The organism is Anaerocolumna sp. AGMB13020 (assembly GCF_033100115.1).
Lineage (GTDB): Bacteria > Bacillota > Clostridia > Lachnospirales > Lachnospiraceae > Anaerocolumna.
In genome coordinates this window covers 3473738-3493599 of sequence record NZ_CP136910.1, presented here as the reverse complement: position 1 = coordinate 3493599, position 19862 = coordinate 3473738, and the positions used below count along the sequence as shown (strand labels likewise).

The 19862-nt window shown below is 40.7% G+C and carries 17 protein-coding genes and 1 pseudogene; 7 read left to right on the top strand and 11 right to left on the bottom strand.

Going from position 1 to position 19862, the window contains the following annotated elements; translation table 11 throughout:
• Positions 1 to 204 precede the first annotated feature (204 nt).
• The 5 genes from R2R35_RS14375 to R2R35_RS14355 all read right to left on the bottom strand — a co-directional run bounded on the left by R2R35_RS14375 (position 205) and on the right by R2R35_RS14355 (position 5202).
• Positions 205 to 1323, bottom strand: coding sequence for a response regulator (locus tag R2R35_RS14375; protein ID WP_317730523.1), 1119 nt, complete (start codon positions 1321 to 1323; stop codon positions 205 to 207).
• A gap of 135 nt (positions 1324 to 1458) precedes the next feature.
• Positions 1459 to 1782, bottom strand: coding sequence for a hypothetical protein (locus tag R2R35_RS14370; protein WP_317730522.1), 324 nt, complete (start codon positions 1780 to 1782; stop codon positions 1459 to 1461).
• 34 nt (positions 1783 to 1816) lie between these two features.
• Positions 1817 to 2695, bottom strand: coding sequence for a class I SAM-dependent methyltransferase (locus tag R2R35_RS14365; protein WP_317730521.1), 879 nt, complete (start codon positions 2693 to 2695; stop codon positions 1817 to 1819).
• A gap of 246 nt (positions 2696 to 2941) precedes the next feature.
• Positions 2942 to 3985, bottom strand: a complete 1044-nt coding sequence (locus R2R35_RS14360; protein WP_317730520.1) for a LacI family DNA-binding transcriptional regulator — start codon at positions 3983 to 3985, stop codon at positions 2942 to 2944.
• A gap of 92 nt (positions 3986 to 4077) precedes the next feature.
• On the bottom strand, positions 4078 to 5202 hold the full coding sequence (locus R2R35_RS14355) for an SGNH/GDSL hydrolase family protein (protein WP_317730519.1): 1125 nt from the start codon (positions 5200 to 5202) through the stop codon (positions 4078 to 4080).
• A gap of 474 nt (positions 5203 to 5676) precedes the next feature.
• Here R2R35_RS14355 and R2R35_RS14350 point away from each other — a divergent pair, with 474 nt between their 5' ends.
• The 4 genes from R2R35_RS14350 to R2R35_RS14335 all read left to right on the top strand — a co-directional run bounded on the left by R2R35_RS14350 (position 5677) and on the right by R2R35_RS14335 (position 9807).
• A complete protein-coding gene (locus R2R35_RS14350) occupies positions 5677 to 6351 on the top strand; it encodes a PspA/IM30 family protein (RefSeq protein ID WP_317730518.1) in 675 nt (224 codons plus the stop codon).
• Between the two features lie 372 nt (positions 6352 to 6723).
• Positions 6724 to 7797 (top strand): hypothetical protein, encoded by a 1074-nt coding sequence (locus R2R35_RS14345; protein ID WP_317730517.1) that lies wholly within the window; start codon positions 6724 to 6726, stop codon positions 7795 to 7797.
• Positions 7794 to 8810 carry a TPM domain-containing protein gene (locus tag R2R35_RS14340; RefSeq protein WP_317730516.1) on the top strand — a complete coding sequence of 339 codons (1017 nt, stop codon included), beginning with the start codon at positions 7794 to 7796 and terminating at the stop codon, positions 8808 to 8810. Before R2R35_RS14345 ends, R2R35_RS14340 begins: the two co-directional genes overlap by 4 nt.
• 40 nt (positions 8811 to 8850) lie before the next feature.
• Complete coding sequence (locus tag R2R35_RS14335; protein WP_317730515.1) at positions 8851 to 9807, top strand: SPFH domain-containing protein; 957 nt, start codon at positions 8851 to 8853, stop codon at positions 9805 to 9807.
• A gap of 720 nt (positions 9808 to 10527) precedes the next feature.
• Here the strand turns inward: R2R35_RS14335 and R2R35_RS14330 are convergent.
• Together R2R35_RS14330 and fba are read right to left on the bottom strand one after the other, a co-directional pair.
• Positions 10528 to 12243 (bottom strand): phospho-sugar mutase, encoded by a 1716-nt coding sequence (locus R2R35_RS14330; RefSeq protein WP_331670132.1) that lies wholly within the window; start codon positions 12241 to 12243, stop codon positions 10528 to 10530.
• Positions 12244 to 12714: 471 nt separating this feature from the next.
• On the bottom strand, positions 12715 to 13578 hold the full coding sequence (fba, locus tag R2R35_RS14325; RefSeq protein ID WP_317730511.1) for a class II fructose-1,6-bisphosphate aldolase: 864 nt from the start codon (positions 13576 to 13578) through the stop codon (positions 12715 to 12717).
• Between the two features lie 331 nt (positions 13579 to 13909).
• Here fba and R2R35_RS14320 point away from each other — a divergent pair, with 331 nt between their 5' ends.
• Positions 13910 to 15103 (top strand): DNA polymerase Y family protein, encoded by a 1194-nt coding sequence (locus R2R35_RS14320; protein ID WP_317730510.1) that lies wholly within the window; start codon positions 13910 to 13912, stop codon positions 15101 to 15103.
• Positions 15104 to 15114: 11 nt separating this feature from the next.
• Here the strand turns inward: R2R35_RS14320 and R2R35_RS24590 are convergent, their stop codons facing one another.
• The 3 genes and pseudogenes from R2R35_RS24590 to R2R35_RS14310 all read right to left on the bottom strand — a co-directional run bounded on the left by R2R35_RS24590 (position 15115) and on the right by R2R35_RS14310 (position 16852).
• Entirely contained in the window at positions 15115 to 15522 is a 408-nt protein-coding gene (locus R2R35_RS24590) for a NifB/NifX family molybdenum-iron cluster-binding protein (RefSeq protein ID WP_334309129.1), read from the bottom strand.
• Positions 15523 to 15573: 51 nt separating this feature from the next.
• Positions 15574 to 16410: pseudogene (locus tag R2R35_RS24585) on the bottom strand (P-loop NTPase); the annotation flags it as partial.
• Positions 16403 to 16852, bottom strand: a complete 450-nt coding sequence (locus R2R35_RS14310) for a DUF134 domain-containing protein (RefSeq protein WP_317734796.1) — start codon at positions 16850 to 16852, stop codon at positions 16403 to 16405. The pseudogene R2R35_RS24585 and the gene R2R35_RS14310, both read right to left, overlap by 8 nt.
• Before the next feature lie 167 nt (positions 16853 to 17019).
• Between R2R35_RS14310 and R2R35_RS14305 the strand changes: the two genes are divergently transcribed.
• Complete coding sequence (locus R2R35_RS14305) at positions 17020 to 17592, top strand: N-acetylmuramoyl-L-alanine amidase family protein (protein WP_317730508.1); 573 nt, start codon at positions 17020 to 17022, stop codon at positions 17590 to 17592.
• Positions 17593 to 17890: 298 nt separating this feature from the next.
• On the opposite strand, the gene R2R35_RS14300 is transcribed toward R2R35_RS14305, so the two are convergent.
• Positions 17891 to 18235 (bottom strand): phenylpyruvate tautomerase MIF-related protein, encoded by a 345-nt coding sequence (locus R2R35_RS14300; RefSeq protein ID WP_317730507.1) that lies wholly within the window; start codon positions 18233 to 18235, stop codon positions 17891 to 17893.
• 453 nt (positions 18236 to 18688) lie between these two features.
• Between R2R35_RS14300 and rpoD the strand changes: the two genes are divergently transcribed.
• Positions 18689 to 19804, top strand: a complete 1116-nt coding sequence (rpoD, locus tag R2R35_RS14295; protein WP_033163910.1) for an RNA polymerase sigma factor RpoD — start codon at positions 18689 to 18691, stop codon at positions 19802 to 19804.
• Positions 19805 to 19862: the final 58 nt, after the last annotated feature.

Here is a 19862-nt window from a genome sequence, read left to right as displayed (position 1 = left end):
TTTCATTCTGAACAAATTCTAAACAAATAGTAATAGTAATCTATACTATTACTATTTCCAATAAAAAAAGTTGCTCAGGAAAATAGGAACCCCTTAAACGATAGACTCTTTCACAAAAAAAGAGCAAAGATATGTTTATGTACATATCCTGCTCTTTTTAAAGGTTGAAGGTACTTCTCTCTCAACCAAATCATATGGAGTTATTTATCCTCTTTTTATATAGTGCTGATAATTTTCTATTACTTGCCGCGACGGAATTATCCCCAGTTCCTCCCGGACAGTTCTGCTATAATACTCATATGCCTCAATTAATCCTTTGGTATTACCGATACCGCCATAGTAATTAATTAATAAAATAACAAACCTTTCATTATAAGCATCCATCTGCACTAATTTGAGTAAACATTTTTCAATAATGACATTCTGGGATCTTTCGATATTATTATTCGTGTATCTTTGAAGGCAATCCAAATAAGCATTTCTTAAATTCTGCTGTTCATAAATACACCAATTATACTCATCCTGTTCAAACAGATCACCTTCGTATATGGCTAAAAGACGTTTTATATCCTCGGTGGTGGGAGCCGTTTTTTCAAGCAGGTTCTTTAATTCTTCCAGATCGCTTTTAAAGGGCAATGTCAATACATAATGATCATTTATATATTGTATTCCCTCCTCAAATCCCATCTCCTTCAAGGTCTTTCTTAATTGATAGACCGTAGTATGCAAAAGCGCTGCTCCTTTATCAGGTGCAACTTCCGGCCAGAGTTCCTCCAGAAGACGATGTTTATAGACTGGCTGCTCATTGTTCAGCCAGAGAAAACAGAACATTTCTTTTACCTTCTTTGTACGCCAGCGTACTGCGGTATCTCCATCTCTGGTCTGAATCTGAAATGTTCCCAAAGAGTGTATGTATATGTCAGTAGTTTGTTCTTCTATACGAATCCTCTTTATTTCTTTCATTTTCAGGCTGGCTTCTAATTTCTGGACAGCTTTTTTCAACCGTTCCAGGGTAACCGGCTTTAATAAATAGTCTAAGGCATCCACTTCAAAAGCATCTACCGCATATTGAGCATACGCTGTTACAAATATAATCGCCGGCTGCTGTTTTTTCTGGAGCAGTTCATGGGCAAATTGAAGTCCATGCAACCCTCCCATCTCAAGATCCAGGAAAACAGCATCTGCCTCTATTACCGATAACGCTTCTAATGCCTTAAAGGGATTTGTATATTTGCCAACTACTTCAATTCCATCTATCTGCATTAATAATCTTTGCAAAACATCCAAAGCCAGTTCTTCATCATCTACCAATAACACTCTCATAGAATCTCCCGTAATAATCCAGCAAATTGTATTTAAACCTTATTAAAACCCTGATTCCATTCAAATATACATCCGCGCTATATTGAATGCTATTGCTCAGTATTCCATAACTTCCGCCCTCAGGAAGTTCCGCTACTAAACGAAAGGTACCGAAAGAAAGGGATTACTTGTATATTCCTCATAATCCCTCCAATCATCCGGTACCTTAACATATCTTTTCAGATGCTTATATTGTATAAATGTATCTTCCTTTTTGTTTGGAGTTATAAGTTCCCCCAATTTCCAGATACCTCCGGCGGTTAAAAGTCCTCTCTCGGAAGTATCCCAGTCTGTCAGTGATAACACTCCATTTTCAGCAGATCTTAAATTATAAGAAGGAAATCTGTTAATGAGCACAAATCCCAAAATATTTGCTATGATAATGAAACTGCATATTACTACTGCGGTTCTTCTTCTCATCTCATCCTATCCTCTCATCTATCAGCATTACTGCTTATACATTGCTCCAGCGCCCCGAGGCTCCGCAGGGAAGTACCAATTTATTGGAGGTTACAGGCAATCCGATTTCCTCTGCTTCAATTTTCCCTCCGAACTTACTTTGAAGTTCGATTCCCAGCATATAGGCAAGCACCGCAGGCTGTAGTCCGGTTGTATACGAATTTATCAGGAAAAACAGTGGATTCTTATTTAACACTCCTGTACACAATTTAACAAAAGGGTGAATGCTTTCTTCAATCTTCCAAATCTCGCCTTTTGGTCCTCTTCCATAAGAAGGCGGGTCCATGATTACGGCATCATAAAAATTCCCTCTTCTGATTTCACGTTCTACATACTTCCCGCAGTCATCAACAATATAACGGATGGGTGCATCAGAAAGCCCCGATAAGGCAGCATTCTCTTTCGCCCAGGTGACCATACCCTTTGACGCATCCACGTGAGTTACACTGGCGCCTGCTTTGGCTGCTGCAATGGTAGCGCCGCCCGTATAAGCAAAAAGATTAAGAACTCTAATCTCCTTCTCCGGATGTTTTGCTTTTTCTTTTCTTATAAGGTCACCAAACCAGTCCCAATTGGTAGCCTGTTCCGGAAACAAGCCTGTATGCTTAAAATTAAAGGGCTGCAGATGGAAAACCATATCTTTGTAATGAATCTTCCATTCCTTTGGCAGATCAAAGAACTCCCACTCACCGCCACCTTTGCTGCTTCGGTGGTAATGGGCATTGGGTTTCTTCCAGCCTGCCGCTTTTTTCTCTGTATTCCACAAAACCTGAGGATCCGGACGTACAAGGACATACTCCCCCCAACGCTCCAATTTCTCACCGTTTGATGTATCTATAACTTCATAATCTTTCCAACCGTCTGCTATCCACATATATTCTATCCTTCACATCATGCAGGGCATCACCCCGTTTATAAGAAACCGCTTCTACGGCACTAAGTAAAAATGTACTATAATTCTCTACCAAATGCAAGTATTTGCGAAAAAAACGGCATAAAAATGATTCCAATTCTTCAGGACTTAATTGATGTTCTGTCAATGTCTCAATTAACTTAAGTATTTGGAATCATTCTGTCTTTATTCATTGTTTATTACTGACAAAGAAGAAAGAGTTCTTCTTTAGGAATTACCTTTTCTGATGGAAGATTCTCTGATTACGATTTCCGTATTCACCGTTAATATTTCCTTCGGCAAATCCATATTATCGATTCTCCAGATCAATTGCTGTACCAGTCTTCTCCCCATCCTTTGATTTCCGATATGAACAGATGTAAGGGACGGCGATAAGAGCTCAACCTCTTCCTTGTCATCAAAACCGGTTACCGCTACTTCCTGTGGCACTTTTACCCCTTTTCTCTTGAGGCAGAGCATGACATCTTTGGCAATGTCATCATTGGCACATACAATAGCTTCGGGCAATTCTTTTAATTTTCCAAGTTCAACGCTGACTTCTTCCTGTTTGTAATACTTGTGTTCCACGTGCCGGTTAATTACAAACTGATCTTCGGGTTCGATTCCATAACCTGAAAGGGCCGCAAGATAACCCTCGTAACGGTCCTTAATGGTTTTGCAATACGTAATGTCTCCAATAAAAGCAATCCGCCTGTTTCCCTGGCTTAGCAAGTGCTCCGTTATGCTTCTGGTAGAATGATACCCCTCAAATAATACAACATCACCCATTGAGGTTATTTCATGAACATTGCTGGGCCCGTCTAAGAATACCACCGGCACATCTCTTTTCAGTATTAATTCCAAGAACCCTTTGTTAAAGACATTCAAGATAATGATACCACTCATCTCTGTATCCATGTCAAGAGGTGCTATATAATTTGCCTCATCTTCTTCACTGATAAAATTCAACTGCAGTTTGCAGTTATTTTTGTTCAATTCATCTGAGATTCCCATTATGATCCGGTTCCAGAAGGTTGATAATTCTCTTCTTGCAAATACAACTACTGTCCTGACCCTCTCAAGTCTGTCCTTTATCTTGAATTCGTTTAGAACAGTGGGAGAAAGCTTTGAATACCCCATTTCATAAGCTTTCTTAATTACTACATACCTGGTTTCATATGCTACCGTGTCACTGTTATTCAGTGCTTTCGCAACAGTGTTACGGGACAGGTTAAGTTCCTTTGCCACATCCTGTATTGTTATCTTTCTCAACTTGTTACCTCCTGGTAAACATACTTATTCATCTGCTTCATACCAACTCCCATTTCATGCCCCATCCGCTTTCAGATGTTGTATTGACGAAATTACCTGTCAGATACAATTACAGATACCAGGTAAAAATCCAGCTTGCTTGTCTCATCAGCCTCTGTAACCGTAATATCTACTGTATGTTTCTTCTTTTCCCCGCCTGTCAGCAGATTTTGAAGATACAGGCAATCACCCCAATCCTCTTCAAAATTAGCATCTAATATAACCGGGCTATCTTTCTTACCGTCAACGATAGCTACAGCAACAGGCGCTGTTCTTTTTACAGTTTTTCTATACTGAACGGCAATATTCCTGCCTTCTACCTCAAAATGAATAGTGTCATTTACTTTTTCAGCAGAAAAACCATTCCTGAAAAATTCAGTAATATTCTCCTGTACCGTAGTATCTTTTACAAATCCTTTGGATACTGGCTCTGCGTTTTTGTTGTTAATACGAAGGGAGTCCATATAACGATTGGCGGTCAGCGGTTTCTCCGGTAAGAAATATCCCTTTTCTGTACCCTCATAAATAACCTTCTTATAGATTTCCTCCAGCATATTAATCACAACGTCGGCTACCAGCCTGTGTCCTTTATCATTGGGATGCAGATCATCCGGTGTAATATCAGGCCCTGACAGCCTGCCTTCTTCGATTTCTTTATACACACTGTTCTTAATACTCACCATGGGCAGCTTATAGTAAGCACCAACCTCATTATGGACCTCCTGGGCATTGGTCCCATCATTATAACATACATTATTAAGAATCAGTAGCCCTGGTTCGTTTTCATAGGTCAATATTCTTCTGACCAATCCCTCATAAGTCTCCTGAAAGAAAAGATTGTTCGTATCATTTACACTGAATTCCGTAATGACAAAATCCGGTCTATGGCACAGCAGATCTTCCTCTACTCTTGCCACTCCAAATTGTGAAGTAGTTCCGCCGATACCTCCATTTACATACTGAATGTTGCTGTTGCTGAATTTATTTACCCACCACTCATATACCAAATAGGCGTAACAGGTCTTTGGGCTACTGGAAAGGGAACCCTGGGTGATGGAGCCTCCTATCATTCCTATTGCTATATTCTCTCCTGCCTGGGCTTTTCTCATTACTTTTCCAATACGGTATAAATTACCGAAATCAATGATTCCTCTATCTGCAATCTGTTTTAAATTCATAATAACCCCTTTCGTAAATAACAAAGCTTTGATTGTTTTACCTGAAGCAGTAGTTGAAAATGCTTTTTGTCTCCCGCAAAACCTCTTTCGAAAATCTGGTCCGGGACAGACATTCCTGATATAGTACTGAAAACTCTATCTTAATTTTATACTATGCATTTTTTCATACTATAGCTTGACTCAATTCATAATGTGCTCTTTGTCTCATATTCTTGCATTGCTTTTCATATATGAATATAAATGCACCATAAAGCAATCATATGTCTTCCATTAATTTTGCATTAATATTACATAAATAATGTACAACACCGAAGGTAACCTGTCAACGCTCATTTCATCCAAACATTGGTTTTTTTAATGTTTCTAATGTTTCCGTTAGGTTTTTAACCATATTTTAACTTGACTAAAAGCGCAGAAAACGCTAAACTGATGATGCAAACAATAAATGGAAACCAACTGAACGGAGGGTTTATAATGGGTATTTTAACAAGATTCAGAGATATTATGTCCAGTAATATAAATGCACTTCTGGACAAAGCAGAAGATCCTGAGAAGATGATAGACCAGTGTTTAAGAAATTTAAACAGCGATTTAAATAAGGTAAAAGCTGAAACAGCAGCTATAATGGCAGAGGAGCAAAGAGCAAAAAGAACTTTGGATGAATGCAAGGAAGAAATCACAAGAATGCAGTCCTATGCAGTGAAGGCTCTGGAAGCAGAAAACGAAGAGGATGCAAGAAAGTTTCTGGAGCAGAAGGCTTCACTTACTTCTAAATTAAACGGCTTGCAGGAATCCTTTAATCTGGCAAATACCAATGCGAATCATATGAGGGAAATGCATGATAAGCTGGTTTCTGATATCAATGAACTGGAATCCAGAAAAGAAATGATCAAAGGAAAACTTGCCGTTGCAAAGACGCAGGAGCGTATTAATAAGATGACCTCCTCTGTATCTTCCGCTAACGATTCCATCGCAAGCTTCTCCAGATACGAAGAGATGGCTGACAAAGCACTGGATAAGGCAAATGCCATGGCTGAGCTTAACCACAGCGGCCCTGATGCCTCAATTAAAGATCTTACGAAGAAGTATAGTGAAAATGCAGCTGTTGAAGATGAGTTAGCAGCATTAAAAGCAAGCCTTAACAAATAGAAGAATTTATTCACTGTCGTATCCGGGACTGAAGTTTATCACAGCCCAAATACCCAACTCACTGTACTGTTTGGAGATGAGGTACTGCCACAAATCAGTTAAACACAGGCACATCGCAGGAATAAACCCTTGCAGAACTGCCTTATAAAAAGTTTAAACTTATTCTTAAAACAAATGAAAATAGCGGCTTTAAGCCGCTGTTTTCGCGTAAGGGAACTAATTATATGATATTAGTCTGCTCCTTCCCTTCTATGTATTACCTTTTTCAGAAATTATTTCTATGGTATCTTCCGATGAAATTAGGACAGAAGGATTGGCAGCAAAGATTATTTGTAATATAATTAGTTAGATGATCCAATTGGGAGGTATCATATGGTTGTGCAATATAAGTGCCCGAGCTGCGGTGCTGATATGGCCTTTGACAGCACTATAGGAAAGCTGCATTGTGAGAGCTGCGGCACCAACATGAACATTGAGGAAATGTCCGGCGACAAGAACGCCAGGGACCATAAACATACACATCAGGAGTCTGCTTCTTACAAAGAGGCTTTTGACCACGGAGCAGAGGTACATGAATATCATTGCAATAACTGCGGAGCTGTACTGATAACCGATCAGGATACCACAGCCACCACCTGCAGTTTCTGCGGTGCGGGAGTAGTTCTCTCAGACCGCCTTTCAGGTAGTTTCGCTCCCTCTCTGGTTATACCCTTTGCCATTAACAAAGAAGAGGCACAGGCAGCTTTTAAGAAATGGTGCAAAAAAGGGTTGTTAACCCCAAGCGGCTTTATGACAGCGGACAGAATCAAGAGTATTACCGGTATCTATGTCCCTTTCTGGCTCTATGATCTGAATGGAATCGGTACTGCTGATGCTACCTGTACCAAAGTCAGAACTTATACCCGCGGCGATTATATTTATACGGAAACAGACTATTACCGTGTATACCGTAAAGTGAACCTTAATTATCTCAAGGTTCCCACCGATGCCTCTGAGAAAATGAATGACAAGATGATGGATAAGCTGGAACCTTATCATTATAAGGATCTAAAGTCCTTTAACATGCCATATCTTGCAGGGTATCTGGCAGAAAAATATAACTATGATGCCGGTGAGATGTTTCCCCGGGTAGAATCCAGGGTTCAGGATTATGTGGACAGTTACCTTAGACAGACAATAAGCGGTTATTCTTCCACCACGTATAATAACAAGGATATCCGTATCCATACGCAGAATGCCGAATACGCCCTTTTCCCCGTCTGGATGGTATGTTATGATTATAAAAAGTCAGAGCATACTTTTGCGATGAATGGACAGACGGGTAAGATTGTAGGCAAACCTCCTTTAAGTGCTGCCAAAATTGCCGGCTGGTTTGCCGGTATCAGTGCGGCTTCCTTTGCTATTATCAAGCTTATAGCACTACTGACAGGAGGTCCTCTGCTATGATAGGAAATAATATTTTTCGATTGCCTTTTGTAAAAGGACTGCTGCTTCTCTTCATAGCCTTACTTACTGTTACCTTGCTAAGCCCTATGACGGTTATGGCTTCAGCAGATAAGACCACCAAAGCATCGGCAGCCTCAGAAGAAGAATCAGCCGCTGCTGAGACAGTGACGGATGCACAAGCTGAGTCCGGAACAGAAAACAAGAAGCAATACTTGTTTGACAATTATGGTCTCTTTACAGAGAAAGAAGCCGATTCCTTAAAAGCTGCCTGCCTGGAGTACAGTGAAGAAGCCAAGGCAGATATTATAATGATAACCACCTCGACTCTAGACGGAAAAACTGCCCAAAACTACATGGAGGATTTCTATGATGAGATGAAATTTGGTTATGACAAAGAATACGGCGATACCGTAATGCTCCTTGTCAACATGGAGGAGAACAATCGCTGGGTGGAAATACAGGGTTACGGTCAGGCAGAATATTATGTTAACAACGACCGCATAGAATACATGCTCGACGATATCACAAAAATATTAAAGAATGGTGAATATAGAGATGCCTTTCTGGAATTTGCTAAGCAATCAGCATATTACATGAATGAAAGCAAAGGCGTCAAAGAGACTCCGGCTTCGGGCAATACCAATTCCAACGGCAGCACCGGTTCCGGAAATTACGGTGAATCCAGCTATAACGGACCAAGTAATTATTACGGAGAAAAAGAAGAGAATCCACTCTATAACACAGTCGTACAATTAGTGATTGCTCTTGTTATCGGCGGAATTTCCGTTGGGGTCATGGCGGCGAATTCCGGCGGCAGAATGACAGCTCAGGGCCGAACCTATCTGGATGAAGGCCGCTCCGGTCTGACAGATCACCGTGACGATTATCTTCGTACAACAACTACAAGAGTGAAAAAACCAACAAACGATAACAATAGCGGTGGCCGGAGCAGCGGTGGCGGCGGTGTATCCAGCGGCGGACACTCGCACAGCGGCGGCGGAAGAAGCTTCTAATAACATATCAATACTTCATAACAAGAAAGGATGACAACTAATGGGTTTCTTTAAAGAACAATTATCCAATGTAGTGGAATGGGAAGAATTCAGAGAGGATATGATATTTTGGAAATGGAGTAACCGGGAAATCAAAAAAGGCAGTAAACTTATAATCCGCCCGGGTCAGGATGCCATATTCCTCTTTAATGGCAAAGTGGAGGGTATCTTTAAGGATGAAGGTGATTATGACATCGAGTCTCAGATCATTCCTTTCCTGTCAACCTTAAGCGGCTTTAAATTCGGTTTCAACAGCGGTATGAGGGCCGAGGTCCTCTTTATAAATACCAAGGAGTTCACTGTTAAATGGGGAACAAAAAATGCAATCAATATACCAGCTCCCTCCCTGCCCGGTGGTATGCCAGTACGTGCCAACGGAACCTTCCAGTTCCGCGTAAAGGATTACGTGAAGCTTATCGATAAGGTTGCAGGCATAAGGGAAAGTTATCTGGTAGAGGATGTAAAGCTTCGTATAACCGCCCTCTTAGACCAGCTCCTGATGAAATGGATTGCAAAAGAAGGGAAAGACATGTTCAATCTGCAAAGCAATTCCTTCGATATTGCAGCCGGCATCAAAACCGATCTGGATATGCAGCTCTTTGACACCGGTCTTACCGTATCGGGCTTTCAGATAATGAGCTTTACCTATCCGGAAGAAATACAGGCAATGATTAATAAGAATGCCTCCTATAATATGATTGGCGATATTAACCGCTATCAGCAGGTTAAAGTAACAGACGGCATGTTCTCCGGAAACAACAAAAGCAGTGGCTTGGCTTCCGATATGGCCGGTATGATGATGGGTCTCAATATAGCAAATCAGGTGTTTGAACAAATGAACAACCAGACGACCAAGACCTCAGGCTCCAGTAACGGCACAAAACCTAACTTCTGTCCTAACTGCGGAGCGAAAACCACCGGTGCCAACTTCTGCGGAAACTGCGGACAGAAACTGTAAAGATATGATTAGCTGATATTTGTTATCCTAAGGTATAAACTATCAACTCAGAAGAATTCTTACTAACGGATTATCGAATTTTACTTATATATTTGCAGTAATACAGTATCTATTCAGTTCTTTCAACTATGACATATTTATTCAGTTCTTTAGACTAAACTACACATTAACTTATATAACAATAAAGCAATCCCTCTTTTCTTATAATTATGGAAAAGGAGATTGCTTTAATTGTTACTTCTTATTATTTGTTTGTTATAATTATTATTTATTACTTATTTGTTTTTATTACTTATATTTTTTATTACTTATATTTTTTATTACTTATATTTTTTATTACTTATTACTTTTTATTACTTATTATTTTTTTACAGTTAATTCCTAGTTTATAGCAATCAATGCCATGATCCAAGTGCCAAAACTTTTTCCACATGATTTCAGGCAAATCGCACAAAGCAGAAGAACGAATGCGCCTATGGAAAGGTATTAGAAGTCCTTTCTCTGGCTATTTTGTGCTATAATATAAAACCGATTGTCTGAGCGTAGCGAGTTATCGGTTTTATATTATGCCCAGCACAAACTATCCAGAGAATTAGGACTTCTTATACCTTGGAATTGAAGCATGAGTTTTTCTGCTTTGTGCGGTTTGCCGTCCCCTTGTTAAAAAAACCACCAATTAGCACATTACTTCACAACGTTCTATTCCCTAAATCTATATCCTCATCCCACTGCAAATGCAGCATCATGCACCAGTTTATCAAGCTTTTCAGCCGCATCTGAAAGACTGGTCCCCTTTACGCCAAAATAAAATTTAATCTTAGGTTCTGTACCGGAAGGTCTAACTGCGCACCAGGCATCCTCCTCCAGATCAAAATACAGTACATCTGATTTGGGCAGCCCTGTAGGTGTTACAGCACCTGTTGTCAGATCTGTTATCGTATCCTTCTCATAATCCCTGAACTTTAATACCTTTAATCCGCCAGCTTCTTTCACCGGATTCTTACGGTAATTACCCATGATTTCTTTAATCTTTTCCATGCCCTCGATACCCTTTAAGGTTACGGAAACAAGATCCTCTTTAAAGTATCCGTATTTCTCGAATACACGGTTCATCTGCTCATAAAGAGTGATGCCCTGGGATTTATAATAAGCCGCTGCTTCACATAAAGTCATAACCGCTACAACAGCATCCTTATCTCTGGAATGCGTACCAATCAGACAGCCATAGCTTTCTTCAAAGCCAAATACATACTCATTGGAGCCGGTCTCTTCAAACAATTTAATCTGTTCTCCGATATATTTAAAACCGGTAAGTACTTCGATTAATTCAGCATGGTAGTGGGCAGCAATTCTGTCAGCCATATTACCGGTAACGATTGTCTTAATAAGGGCTGCATTTGCAGGAAGTGTATTATGGGCAGCCTTCTGTGAAAATACATACTCTGCAATGAGGGCACCTGACATATTTCCGGTAAGCAGTACGAATTCTCCATCGGTTCCTCTTACCTGAACACCAAGTCTGTCAGCATCAGGATCTGTCGCAAGGATAATATCCGCACCCACTTCGTCTGCCAGTTTCTTTGCAAGGGTAAATACCTTGGGGTCTTCAGGATTAGGATATCCTACCGTGGAGAAATTACCATCGGGCAGTTCCTGCTCTGGTACTACGTATACCTTGGTAAACCCAAGTTCCTTTAATATTCGTCTTACAGGAAGGTTACCGGTACCATGAAGAGGTGTGTATACGATTTTCATATCCTTGCACGCTTCAGCAATAGGATTTACCACTAATTTCTTAAGCTCTTCCATATATCTGTCATCAATCTCTGTACCTATGGTATGATAGAGGCCTTTTTCCTTTGCAGTCTCTAAATCCATGGTCTTAACCGCAGAATAGTCTGTGATGGCATTTACTTCACTGATTATTTCTACATCTTTGGGATAAGTTATCTGCGCGCCATCCTCCCAATACACCTTATAACCGTTGTATTCCGGCGGGTTATGGCTGGCAGTTATTACAATACCTGAGATACAGCCTAATTCTCTGAGAGCAAAGGAAAGTTCCGGTGTAGGTCTTAAGGATTCAAATACATATGACTTTATACCGTTTGCATTAAGGCAAAGTGCCGCATCTGCTGCGAATTCCGGAGACATTCTTCTGGAATCGTAAGCAATGGCAACTCCCTTCTCTTGTCCACCCTGCTTTATGATAAAGTTGGCAAGACCCTGTGTTGCTTTTCTTACAGTATAGAGATTCATACGGTTGCTTCCAGCGCCTAATACTCCGCGAAGTCCTCCTGTACCAAATTCAAGGTCTTTATAGAAACGGTCTTTGATTTCACCGTCATTACCTTCAAGGGCCAAGAGCTCATTTCTGGTTTCCGCATCAAAGTACTCATCTGTTGTCCACTGCTTATATTTCTCTAAATATCCCACTTTCTTGTCTCCTTTCACTGTTGCCATTTTTCTTTCATTATTTTACTTAATTTCAAAATAAGTTGCAATGCATTTTGTTGACTGGTGCTATTATAGGTTATTCTATTTATCCTGTCAATATTTTGTGCATTTATCTCTAATAATAGTGCTTAATCGTTTCATTAATGTTGCATCTGTTCTTGTAATCCGATGAAAGCTGACATTAATAATGTTGCATTAATTTTTATGATGAAAGTATCCTCCGGGAGAAACAGAACTTTATTCCAATCCAGGTTATTGAGATTGGTAAAGATTCAGGGGAAATAAAATGGTTATAAAATATACACAAAAAAATACCAGTTACCCAAACAGAAGGAAAGAAGGTGCCGCAGTATTTATTATAATACTGCGGCACCTTCTCTTTTATTAATAATTCATATTACGCGAAAGCATCTTTATGTTTATAACCTATTAAAGGTATAATGCAATAAATTAAGCTTTATTTACAGAGCCGAAAAGTTCCATCTTCTCTTTAACAGTTTCTTTGATTGCTTCAAAACCGGGAGCTAAAAGCTTACGAGGATCAAAACCTTTTCCGGAAAGGTCTTTTCCATCTTCAATGTACTTACGTGTTGCAGCTGCAAAAGTAAGCTGGCACTCTGTATTAACATTGATCTTAGCAACACCAAGAGAGATTGCTTTCTTAATCATATCTTCAGGGATACCTGTACCACCGTGAAGTACTAAAGGCATATCTCCTGTTAACTGCTGGATAGCATCTAAAGCATCGAAGTTAAGACCAGCCCAGTTCTCAGGGTATTTTCCATGAATGTTACCGATACCTGCTGCAAGCATTGTTACACCAAGGTCTGCGATGGATTTACACTCGTTAGGATCTGCAATTTCACCAGCACCAACAACGCCGTCTTCTTCACCGCCGATAGAACCAACTTCTGCTTCCAGAGAAAGTCCTTTCTCAGCACAGATTTTAACTAATTCAGTTGTCTTCTCAATGTTCTCATTGATAGGATAGTGGGAGCCATCGAACATGATGGAAGAGAATCCAGCTTCGATACATTTGAAAGCACCTTCGTAGCTGCCGTGATCTAAATGAAGAGCAACGGGAACAGTGATCTTTAATTCATCTATCATAGCTGATACCATACTTGCAACGGTTTTATATCCGCACATATATTTACCAGCACCTTCAGAAACGCCAAGGATTACAGGTGAATTTAATTCCTGAGCAGTTAAAAGAACTGCCTTTGTCCACTCTAAGTTATTAATATTGAACTGGCCTACTGCGTAATGTCCGGCCTTTGCTTTAGTAAGCATTTCTTTTGCTGAAACTAGCATATCCATACCTCCATTTGTGTGAGTTTGTTTACTTGAAATAAAAACCTCTAGATATTATAACCTATTTGTCCGAAAAAGAAAATAAATTTTTCGGTATTCCTTTTTAATTGTTATTTCATTGTCAAAGATTCGCAGACAGAATCCGCTTTCCGGTATTTACCCCGAATACATGTTTGTGCTATAATAGTACAAGCTAATGTTGAGAACATTCATGGGATACCCACAAGATTAATGTTATCAAAAGACCAAAGCCTTAATATATTTCAAAACTTTATGTTATTTAGCTTTTAGCTCGATCAATTGATAGATTCCCGGAGGAAGGCAGAGCATTATGTATGATAAAATTATATTTCACATAGACGTTAATTCTGCCTTCTTAAGCTGGGAGGCTGTGCACCGGCTGGCGCAAGGGGATACTTTCGATATCCGTACGATTCCTTCTGCAATCGGCGGTGATCTATCAAAACGGCATGGCGTTATTCTTGCCAAATCCCATCCCGCCAAAGCATTCGGAATCAATACCGGCGAACCGGTGGTTCATGCCCTTAAGAAATGTCCTTCCCTCTATCTGGTACCCCCAAACCACGGCCTTTACGAACAGTACTCCAAGTCCTTAAAGAATTTATTAAATCAGTATACACCAGCGATTGAACCCTTTTCCATTGATGAAGCCTTTCTTGATATGACCGGAATCCCCGCTGCCAAAGATCCCTTAACGCTGGCAGAAGAAATCGCCAAAAGAGTAAGGGAAGAACTGAGCTTTACGGTAAATATCGGTATCTCCTCCAATAAACTGCTGGCAAAAATGGCTTCTGATTTTGAAAAACCGGATAAAATACATACCCTGTTTCCTCATGAAATCGAAAAGAAAATGTGGCCCCTTCCTTTGAATGAACTTTTCTTCGTGGGACGGTCTTCTGCCCGAATCTTGAGAAGCCTTGGGCTTAAGACCATCGGAGACATCGCCGCCACTGACCCTGCTATCATAAAAGCCCACTTAGGCAGGAAGCATGGAGAGCTGATTTATGCGTATTCCAGGGGGATTGATACAAGACCTGTAGAAAGCAGTCCGGCTGCCAGCAAAGGTTACGGCAACAGTATCACTCTGGCTGCTGATGTCACGGATATGGAAAGTGCCAAAGAAATTCTGCTTTCCTTAAGTGAGACCGTCGGGACCAGGCTTCGTAAGGATAATGTACGAGCAGCCTGTATCACTGTTGAAATGAGAGACTGTGACTTTAATAACTCCTCTCACCAGGAAACCCTTCTCTCACCTGCCAACACCACAGATACCATATACCAAAGTGCCTGTAAACTCTTAAGGGAAGCCTGGAAAGGTGCTCCCTTAAGACTTCTTGGCGTAAGAGCCAGCAAGCTGAAGGAGGAGGAAGACTATACCCAGCTTTCCCTCTTTGATTATGAAGTAGATGTTAAAAAGGAGAAACTTGATAAAGCCCTTGACAGCATCCGGGAAAAATTCGGCTCTGATGCCGTTAAACGTGGCACTCTGCTTGATAAGAAATAACCTTTCATATTTTATTGACAGTTACAGCCATCGGAATTGCACCCGCAATCATTCTGTTCCTTATGTCCTTGTGAATTACAGGAACAGACTGACTGACTTTCAGCTGCATAATCGCCGCTTTTATAACTTCCGTCCAGATAAGCTGCCGCTGCTACATCAGCGTCACCTGTTGCTCCCGGCACTACAAGTATCCCGTTATTCATGAGACCTTCCATGGCTTCCATGCCGATACCGCCACAAAGAACCGTATTGATCTTCTCTTTTCTCATAAGCTCTATGGACTGTCCGTGTCCCTCTCCGGCAGAGGTCAGCAAGGTCTTTCCTGCCAGTTTGCCATCTATTATTTCATAGAGCGTGAATTCTTTTGCTTTTCCAAAATGACCAAAAACGTTATTACTGCCGTCTGTAGGTACAGCCAAGCGAATAAAAGAGGTATTTTCGGCTTTCTTTTGTTCTGACAGAAGACCCTTTAAAGCACCTACGGCATCCTTTAACCAGTCACCACTTAACTCTTCAATTTTTTCTCCATCCACAGATTCTGCTATAGCAGGATTGATTGGAATTCTTCCAAGTACGGGCAGCTTGAACTTCTCAGCCGTTTCATTCACATGACTTTTCCCGAATACACTTATTCTTTCTCCGCAATTTCCGCATTCCAGATAACTGTAATTCTCCACCAACCCAAGAATCGGAACGTTCATAGCCTCTGCCATGTTAACGGCCTTGGATACAATCATGGATACCAGTTCCTGAGGAGAAGTCACAATAATAATGCCGTCTACGGGCAGGGACTGAAACACAGTCAGGGGAACATCACCCGTACCGGGTGGCATATCTACAAACATATAATCCACATCATCCCAGATAACATCTGACCAGAATTGCTTTACAGTTCCTGCTATAACCGGTCCCCTCCAGATAACAGGTGTATCCTCTGTCTCAAGCAGCAGATTAACGGACATGACTCTTACGCCCGTCTTACTGATGGATGGAAATATACCCATTTCATTCCCCTGGGCTTTGCTGTGTATACCAAAGGCTTTCGGAATTGACGGCCCTGTGATATCTGCATCCAGGATTGCGGTATTATATCCTTCTCTGTTGAGCAGTACACTTAAATAGGAAGTGACAAAGGACTTTCCCACTCCGCCTTTACCGCTTACGATTCCGATAACCTTTTTTACTTTGCTGTATGGATTCAAGGGTTCCTTTAAGTCCTGCTGTTCTCCTTTTCTGGAGGAGCAGGTAGCCTGACAGCTTGAACAGCTGTCTCCGCAGCTGCTTTGTGTCTCGTATGTCTCACTCATTCTCTGTGACCTCTTTTCTGCATTTTTTACATCTCATGCTGCATCTGCAGCCGGTAGAAACCTTATAGTTTCCCCCTGATATAACTATACCCTTGTTTTCAATTAGGGCTTCGGTAACCTTATGCCTTGCAGAGTACAAAATACGCTGGAGAGTGCCTCTGGATACATTCATGCTATGGGCTGCCATTTCCTGGTCCATCCCTTCAAAGTCACATAACCTCAATGCCTCCATCTCATCCATCTGAAGTTCTGTGTATTCCTTTCCTTCTGCTGCAGGCTCTATAGAGCTGTATTTATATTCTGCACATACAAATCTGCATTTCTCATTTCCTGGCAAGGAAAGCTCCTTTCTGCGGATATCAGCAACTTGCTCTGATACAGAACAAATAACCTTTATCTCCCATCTCTGCTTGGCTGTTAATTTCTCCGTTAATATGTGCATATGCACATTTCACATTATACTCCTTCCAGTACCGCTGTCAAGACCTTCCATCCTTTTTATCACAGCAAATCTGTGCAAAGAATCTCAATGGAAAAATCCACGCTATTCAGTAGCAAATTACAGATCCCGGAATATGATGTAATAATAGATATTAAAGGAGCATTATCTTGGCTATTCGAATTTTTATAGATCAGGGCCATAATCCCCAGGGAATCAATGCAGGTGCAGAGGGGTTCGGATTAAGAGAGCAGGATATTACCTATCAGGTAGGTATTTATCTGGCAAATATCTTAAATGGCGACCCCAGATTTGAAGCCCGCACCTCCAGAACCAGTCCGGAACAGGTGTTAGGCTACAGTAACACCTCCAGTCTTGCAGAACGGGTACGTCTTGCCAATACCTGGCCTGCAGATTATTTCTTAAGTATCCACTGTAATGCAAGTGACAATCCCGCCCTAAATGGAACAGAATGTTATGTATACGAGAATTATTCCCAGTCCTACTATCTGGCGGAACGTATTCTTCTGGCTATCGTAGACCGGCTGGATACTTACAACAACGGTGTGCGTATCAATCCCTCTCTGTATGTATTAAGAAGAACTAATATGCCTGCCGTTCTGATAGAACTTGGATATATTACGAATTACAATGACGCACAGAAGTTAGAAAACAGACAGTATGACTTTGCTTATGCTATTTATCAGGGATTGCTCAATTATTTCGGGCTTCCGCCTATGTAACCCTGCGCGTAAACCGACCACACCAACACCTCTTGCCTTACCGTATTAGCTAGCAGATATGGTTCTGCCATAAATCAGGTGTGACTTTCGTGGTTCAATAAATCACATTCCCCCCAATGTTTACCGCAAGCCGCTTGCGGTACTGCCAAATAAGAAGTGTGAGCTGCCTTGAATTCACGCTAATCACTCACCAAAGAAGGACAGCTGCAACTTTTGGCAGCTGTCCCTCGATATAGTTTTTTGCTTCTATTGATTACCACACATATCCTTAAACAAGGGTATGCCTGAAAACTCAACACTAGAAGTTGTTACCGTTGTAGCCCCAGTGGCTTACCTCTTCATACTTTACATATATTTTGCCTGGTTCAATATGAAGCTCCTCTTCTAAGATGTTCGTAATCTCAGAGGTGAGCTTGTTATAGGAATTACTGTCTGCTTTTCCAAAGAGTTTCACTTCAACAAAAGCAATGGGCTTATCAGCATTTCCCTGAAAATAGAGGCTTGCGCCTCCTTCAAAGGACAGCATAAGCCAGTTTTCGCTTTTCCCGGGTATAATAGCGATAGCCTTACCTAGTTTTTCTTTTATGATAAGTTCTTTCTCTTTGGTTATTGCAATGTTGGTTTTTGTACTTATATAGGGCATGGAAAATCCTCCTTTTAAAATTTAATTGCTGGAAATTAATAACTTCAGCATAATTTATAAGGAATACCTTTGTCAAGACGGTAAAGACTTTAAATCAATACGATTATAGAAAGATATTAAAAACCAGTTCTACCCAAGTGGAACAATGACATTTTATTTTTAATGGATATTTTGATGGCCTGTCACATATTTTATTCTAAAGATGTTTGGACAGGATAATCTCTTGTACCTTTTTCGTGTTATTTCGGTTTTTGTGATAAAATTTATCTTTTCTTATCGGACAGCCTGTGCTATAATGATATTTGGTGGTAATTTCGTCCCATGAAACTTATTTACTAAATATTTTGCATGAAATGTCCCATGATTAATCATACTAGACTTGGGGCACTTAATTTTGTAAAGGGTTTCTTTTTTTATCGTATTGTGCAACAATGAGACCCATGGAGGAATATGATGAGCGAAGCAACACATAATTTTGAAGAAAGACTTAAAGAACTACTGTCCTATGCCAATGACAATAAAGGTGTAGTGGATGTAGGGAAGGTCAACGATTTTTTTAAAGAGATGAACCTTGATGTAAGGCAAATCGATAAAATATATGAGTATCTTGAGGCACATAACATTGTCATCTTAAATCCCATTGAAGAGGATGAACCTGATGATGAGATTATACTGGAGTTAGAAGACAGCGATGAAGCCGCACTATTGGATTTTGATGATTTATCCATGATCGGCACCATGTCTGATGACCCTGTAAAACTGTACCTGAAGGAAATCGGTAGTTATCCCTTATTATCCGTGGCAGAAGAGATTGAACTTGCCAAGAAAATTGAAGAAGGTGATGCCCATGCCAAGCAGGTACTTGCTGAGTCCAACTTAAGGCTGGTTGTCAGCATTGCAAAGCGTTATGTAGGCCGTGGTCTTTCTTTCCTTGATTTAATTCAGGAGGGTAACTTAGGTCTTATTAAAGCCGTTGATAAATTTGATTACAGCAAAGGCTATAAATTCAGTACTTATGCTACCTGGTGGATTCGTCAGGCTATCACAAGATCCATAGCCGATCAGTCCAGAACCATACGTATTCCGGTACATATGTCTGAAGTTATTAACAAGACATATCGTGTATCCAGAAGTCTTTTACAGAGCTTAGGCCGTGAGCCCTCCGAGCAGGAGATTGCAGATGCAATGAAGCTGCCTATTGAAAAGGTAAGAGAAATCCTGAAGGTATCCGCAGACCCCATTTCCCTGGATACTCCTATTGGTGAAGAGGATGACAGCCATTTAGGCGACTTTATCAAGGATGATTCTATCATGGGACCTGAAGACGCTGCTTCCTATTCCGTATTACAGGATCAGATTTCCAAGCTTTTAGAGACCCTTACCGAAAGAGAGCAGAGAGTACTCATCCTACGTTTCGGCTTAAAGGACGGCAGAACCAGAACCCTTGAGGAAGTTGGCAAGGAATTTAACGTAACCCGTGAACGTATCCGTCAGATTGAAGCCAAGGCCTTAAGAAAATTAAGACATCCAAGCAGAGCCCGCATGTTAAAGGGCTATGATATCATGTAATTTATTACTAGCATGAAGTTATAAGTTAACTTGCAAGTATGCAAATACAATTCTGCAA

Excerpts from the sequence above, each read along its gene's own strand:
- R2R35_RS14375 (WP_317730523.1), bottom strand. The coding sequence starts at position 1,323 with ATGAGAGTGTTATTGGTAGATGATGAAGAACTGGCTTTGGATGTTTTG.
- R2R35_RS14370 (WP_317730522.1), bottom strand. The coding sequence starts at position 1,782 with ATGAGAAGAAGAACCGCAGTAGTAATATGCAGTTTCATTATCATAGCA.
- R2R35_RS14365 (WP_317730521.1), bottom strand. The coding sequence starts at position 2,695 with ATGTGGATAGCAGACGGTTGGAAAGATTATGAAGTTATAGATACATCA.
- R2R35_RS14355 (WP_317730519.1), bottom strand. The coding sequence starts at position 5,202 with ATGAATTTAAAACAGATTGCAGATAGAGGAATCATTGATTTCGGTAAT.
- R2R35_RS14350 (WP_317730518.1), top strand. The coding sequence starts at position 5,677 with ATGGGTATTTTAACAAGATTCAGAGATATTATGTCCAGTAATATAAAT.
- R2R35_RS14345 (WP_317730517.1), top strand. The coding sequence starts at position 6,724 with ATGGTTGTGCAATATAAGTGCCCGAGCTGCGGTGCTGATATGGCCTTT.
- R2R35_RS14340 (WP_317730516.1), top strand. The coding sequence starts at position 7,794 with ATGATAGGAAATAATATTTTTCGATTGCCTTTTGTAAAAGGACTGCTG.
- R2R35_RS14335 (WP_317730515.1), top strand. The coding sequence starts at position 8,851 with ATGGGTTTCTTTAAAGAACAATTATCCAATGTAGTGGAATGGGAAGAA.
- fba (WP_317730511.1), bottom strand. The coding sequence starts at position 13,578 with ATGCTAGTTTCAGCAAAAGAAATGCTTACTAAAGCAAAGGCCGGACAT.
- R2R35_RS14320 (WP_317730510.1), top strand. The coding sequence starts at position 13,910 with ATGTATGATAAAATTATATTTCACATAGACGTTAATTCTGCCTTCTTA.
- R2R35_RS14310 (WP_317734796.1), bottom strand. The coding sequence starts at position 16,852 with ATGCACATATTAACGGAGAAATTAACAGCCAAGCAGAGATGGGAGATA.
- R2R35_RS14300 (WP_317730507.1), bottom strand. The coding sequence starts at position 18,235 with ATGCCCTATATAAGTACAAAAACCAACATTGCAATAACCAAAGAGAAA.
- rpoD (WP_033163910.1), top strand. The coding sequence starts at position 18,689 with ATGAGCGAAGCAACACATAATTTTGAAGAAAGACTTAAAGAACTACTG.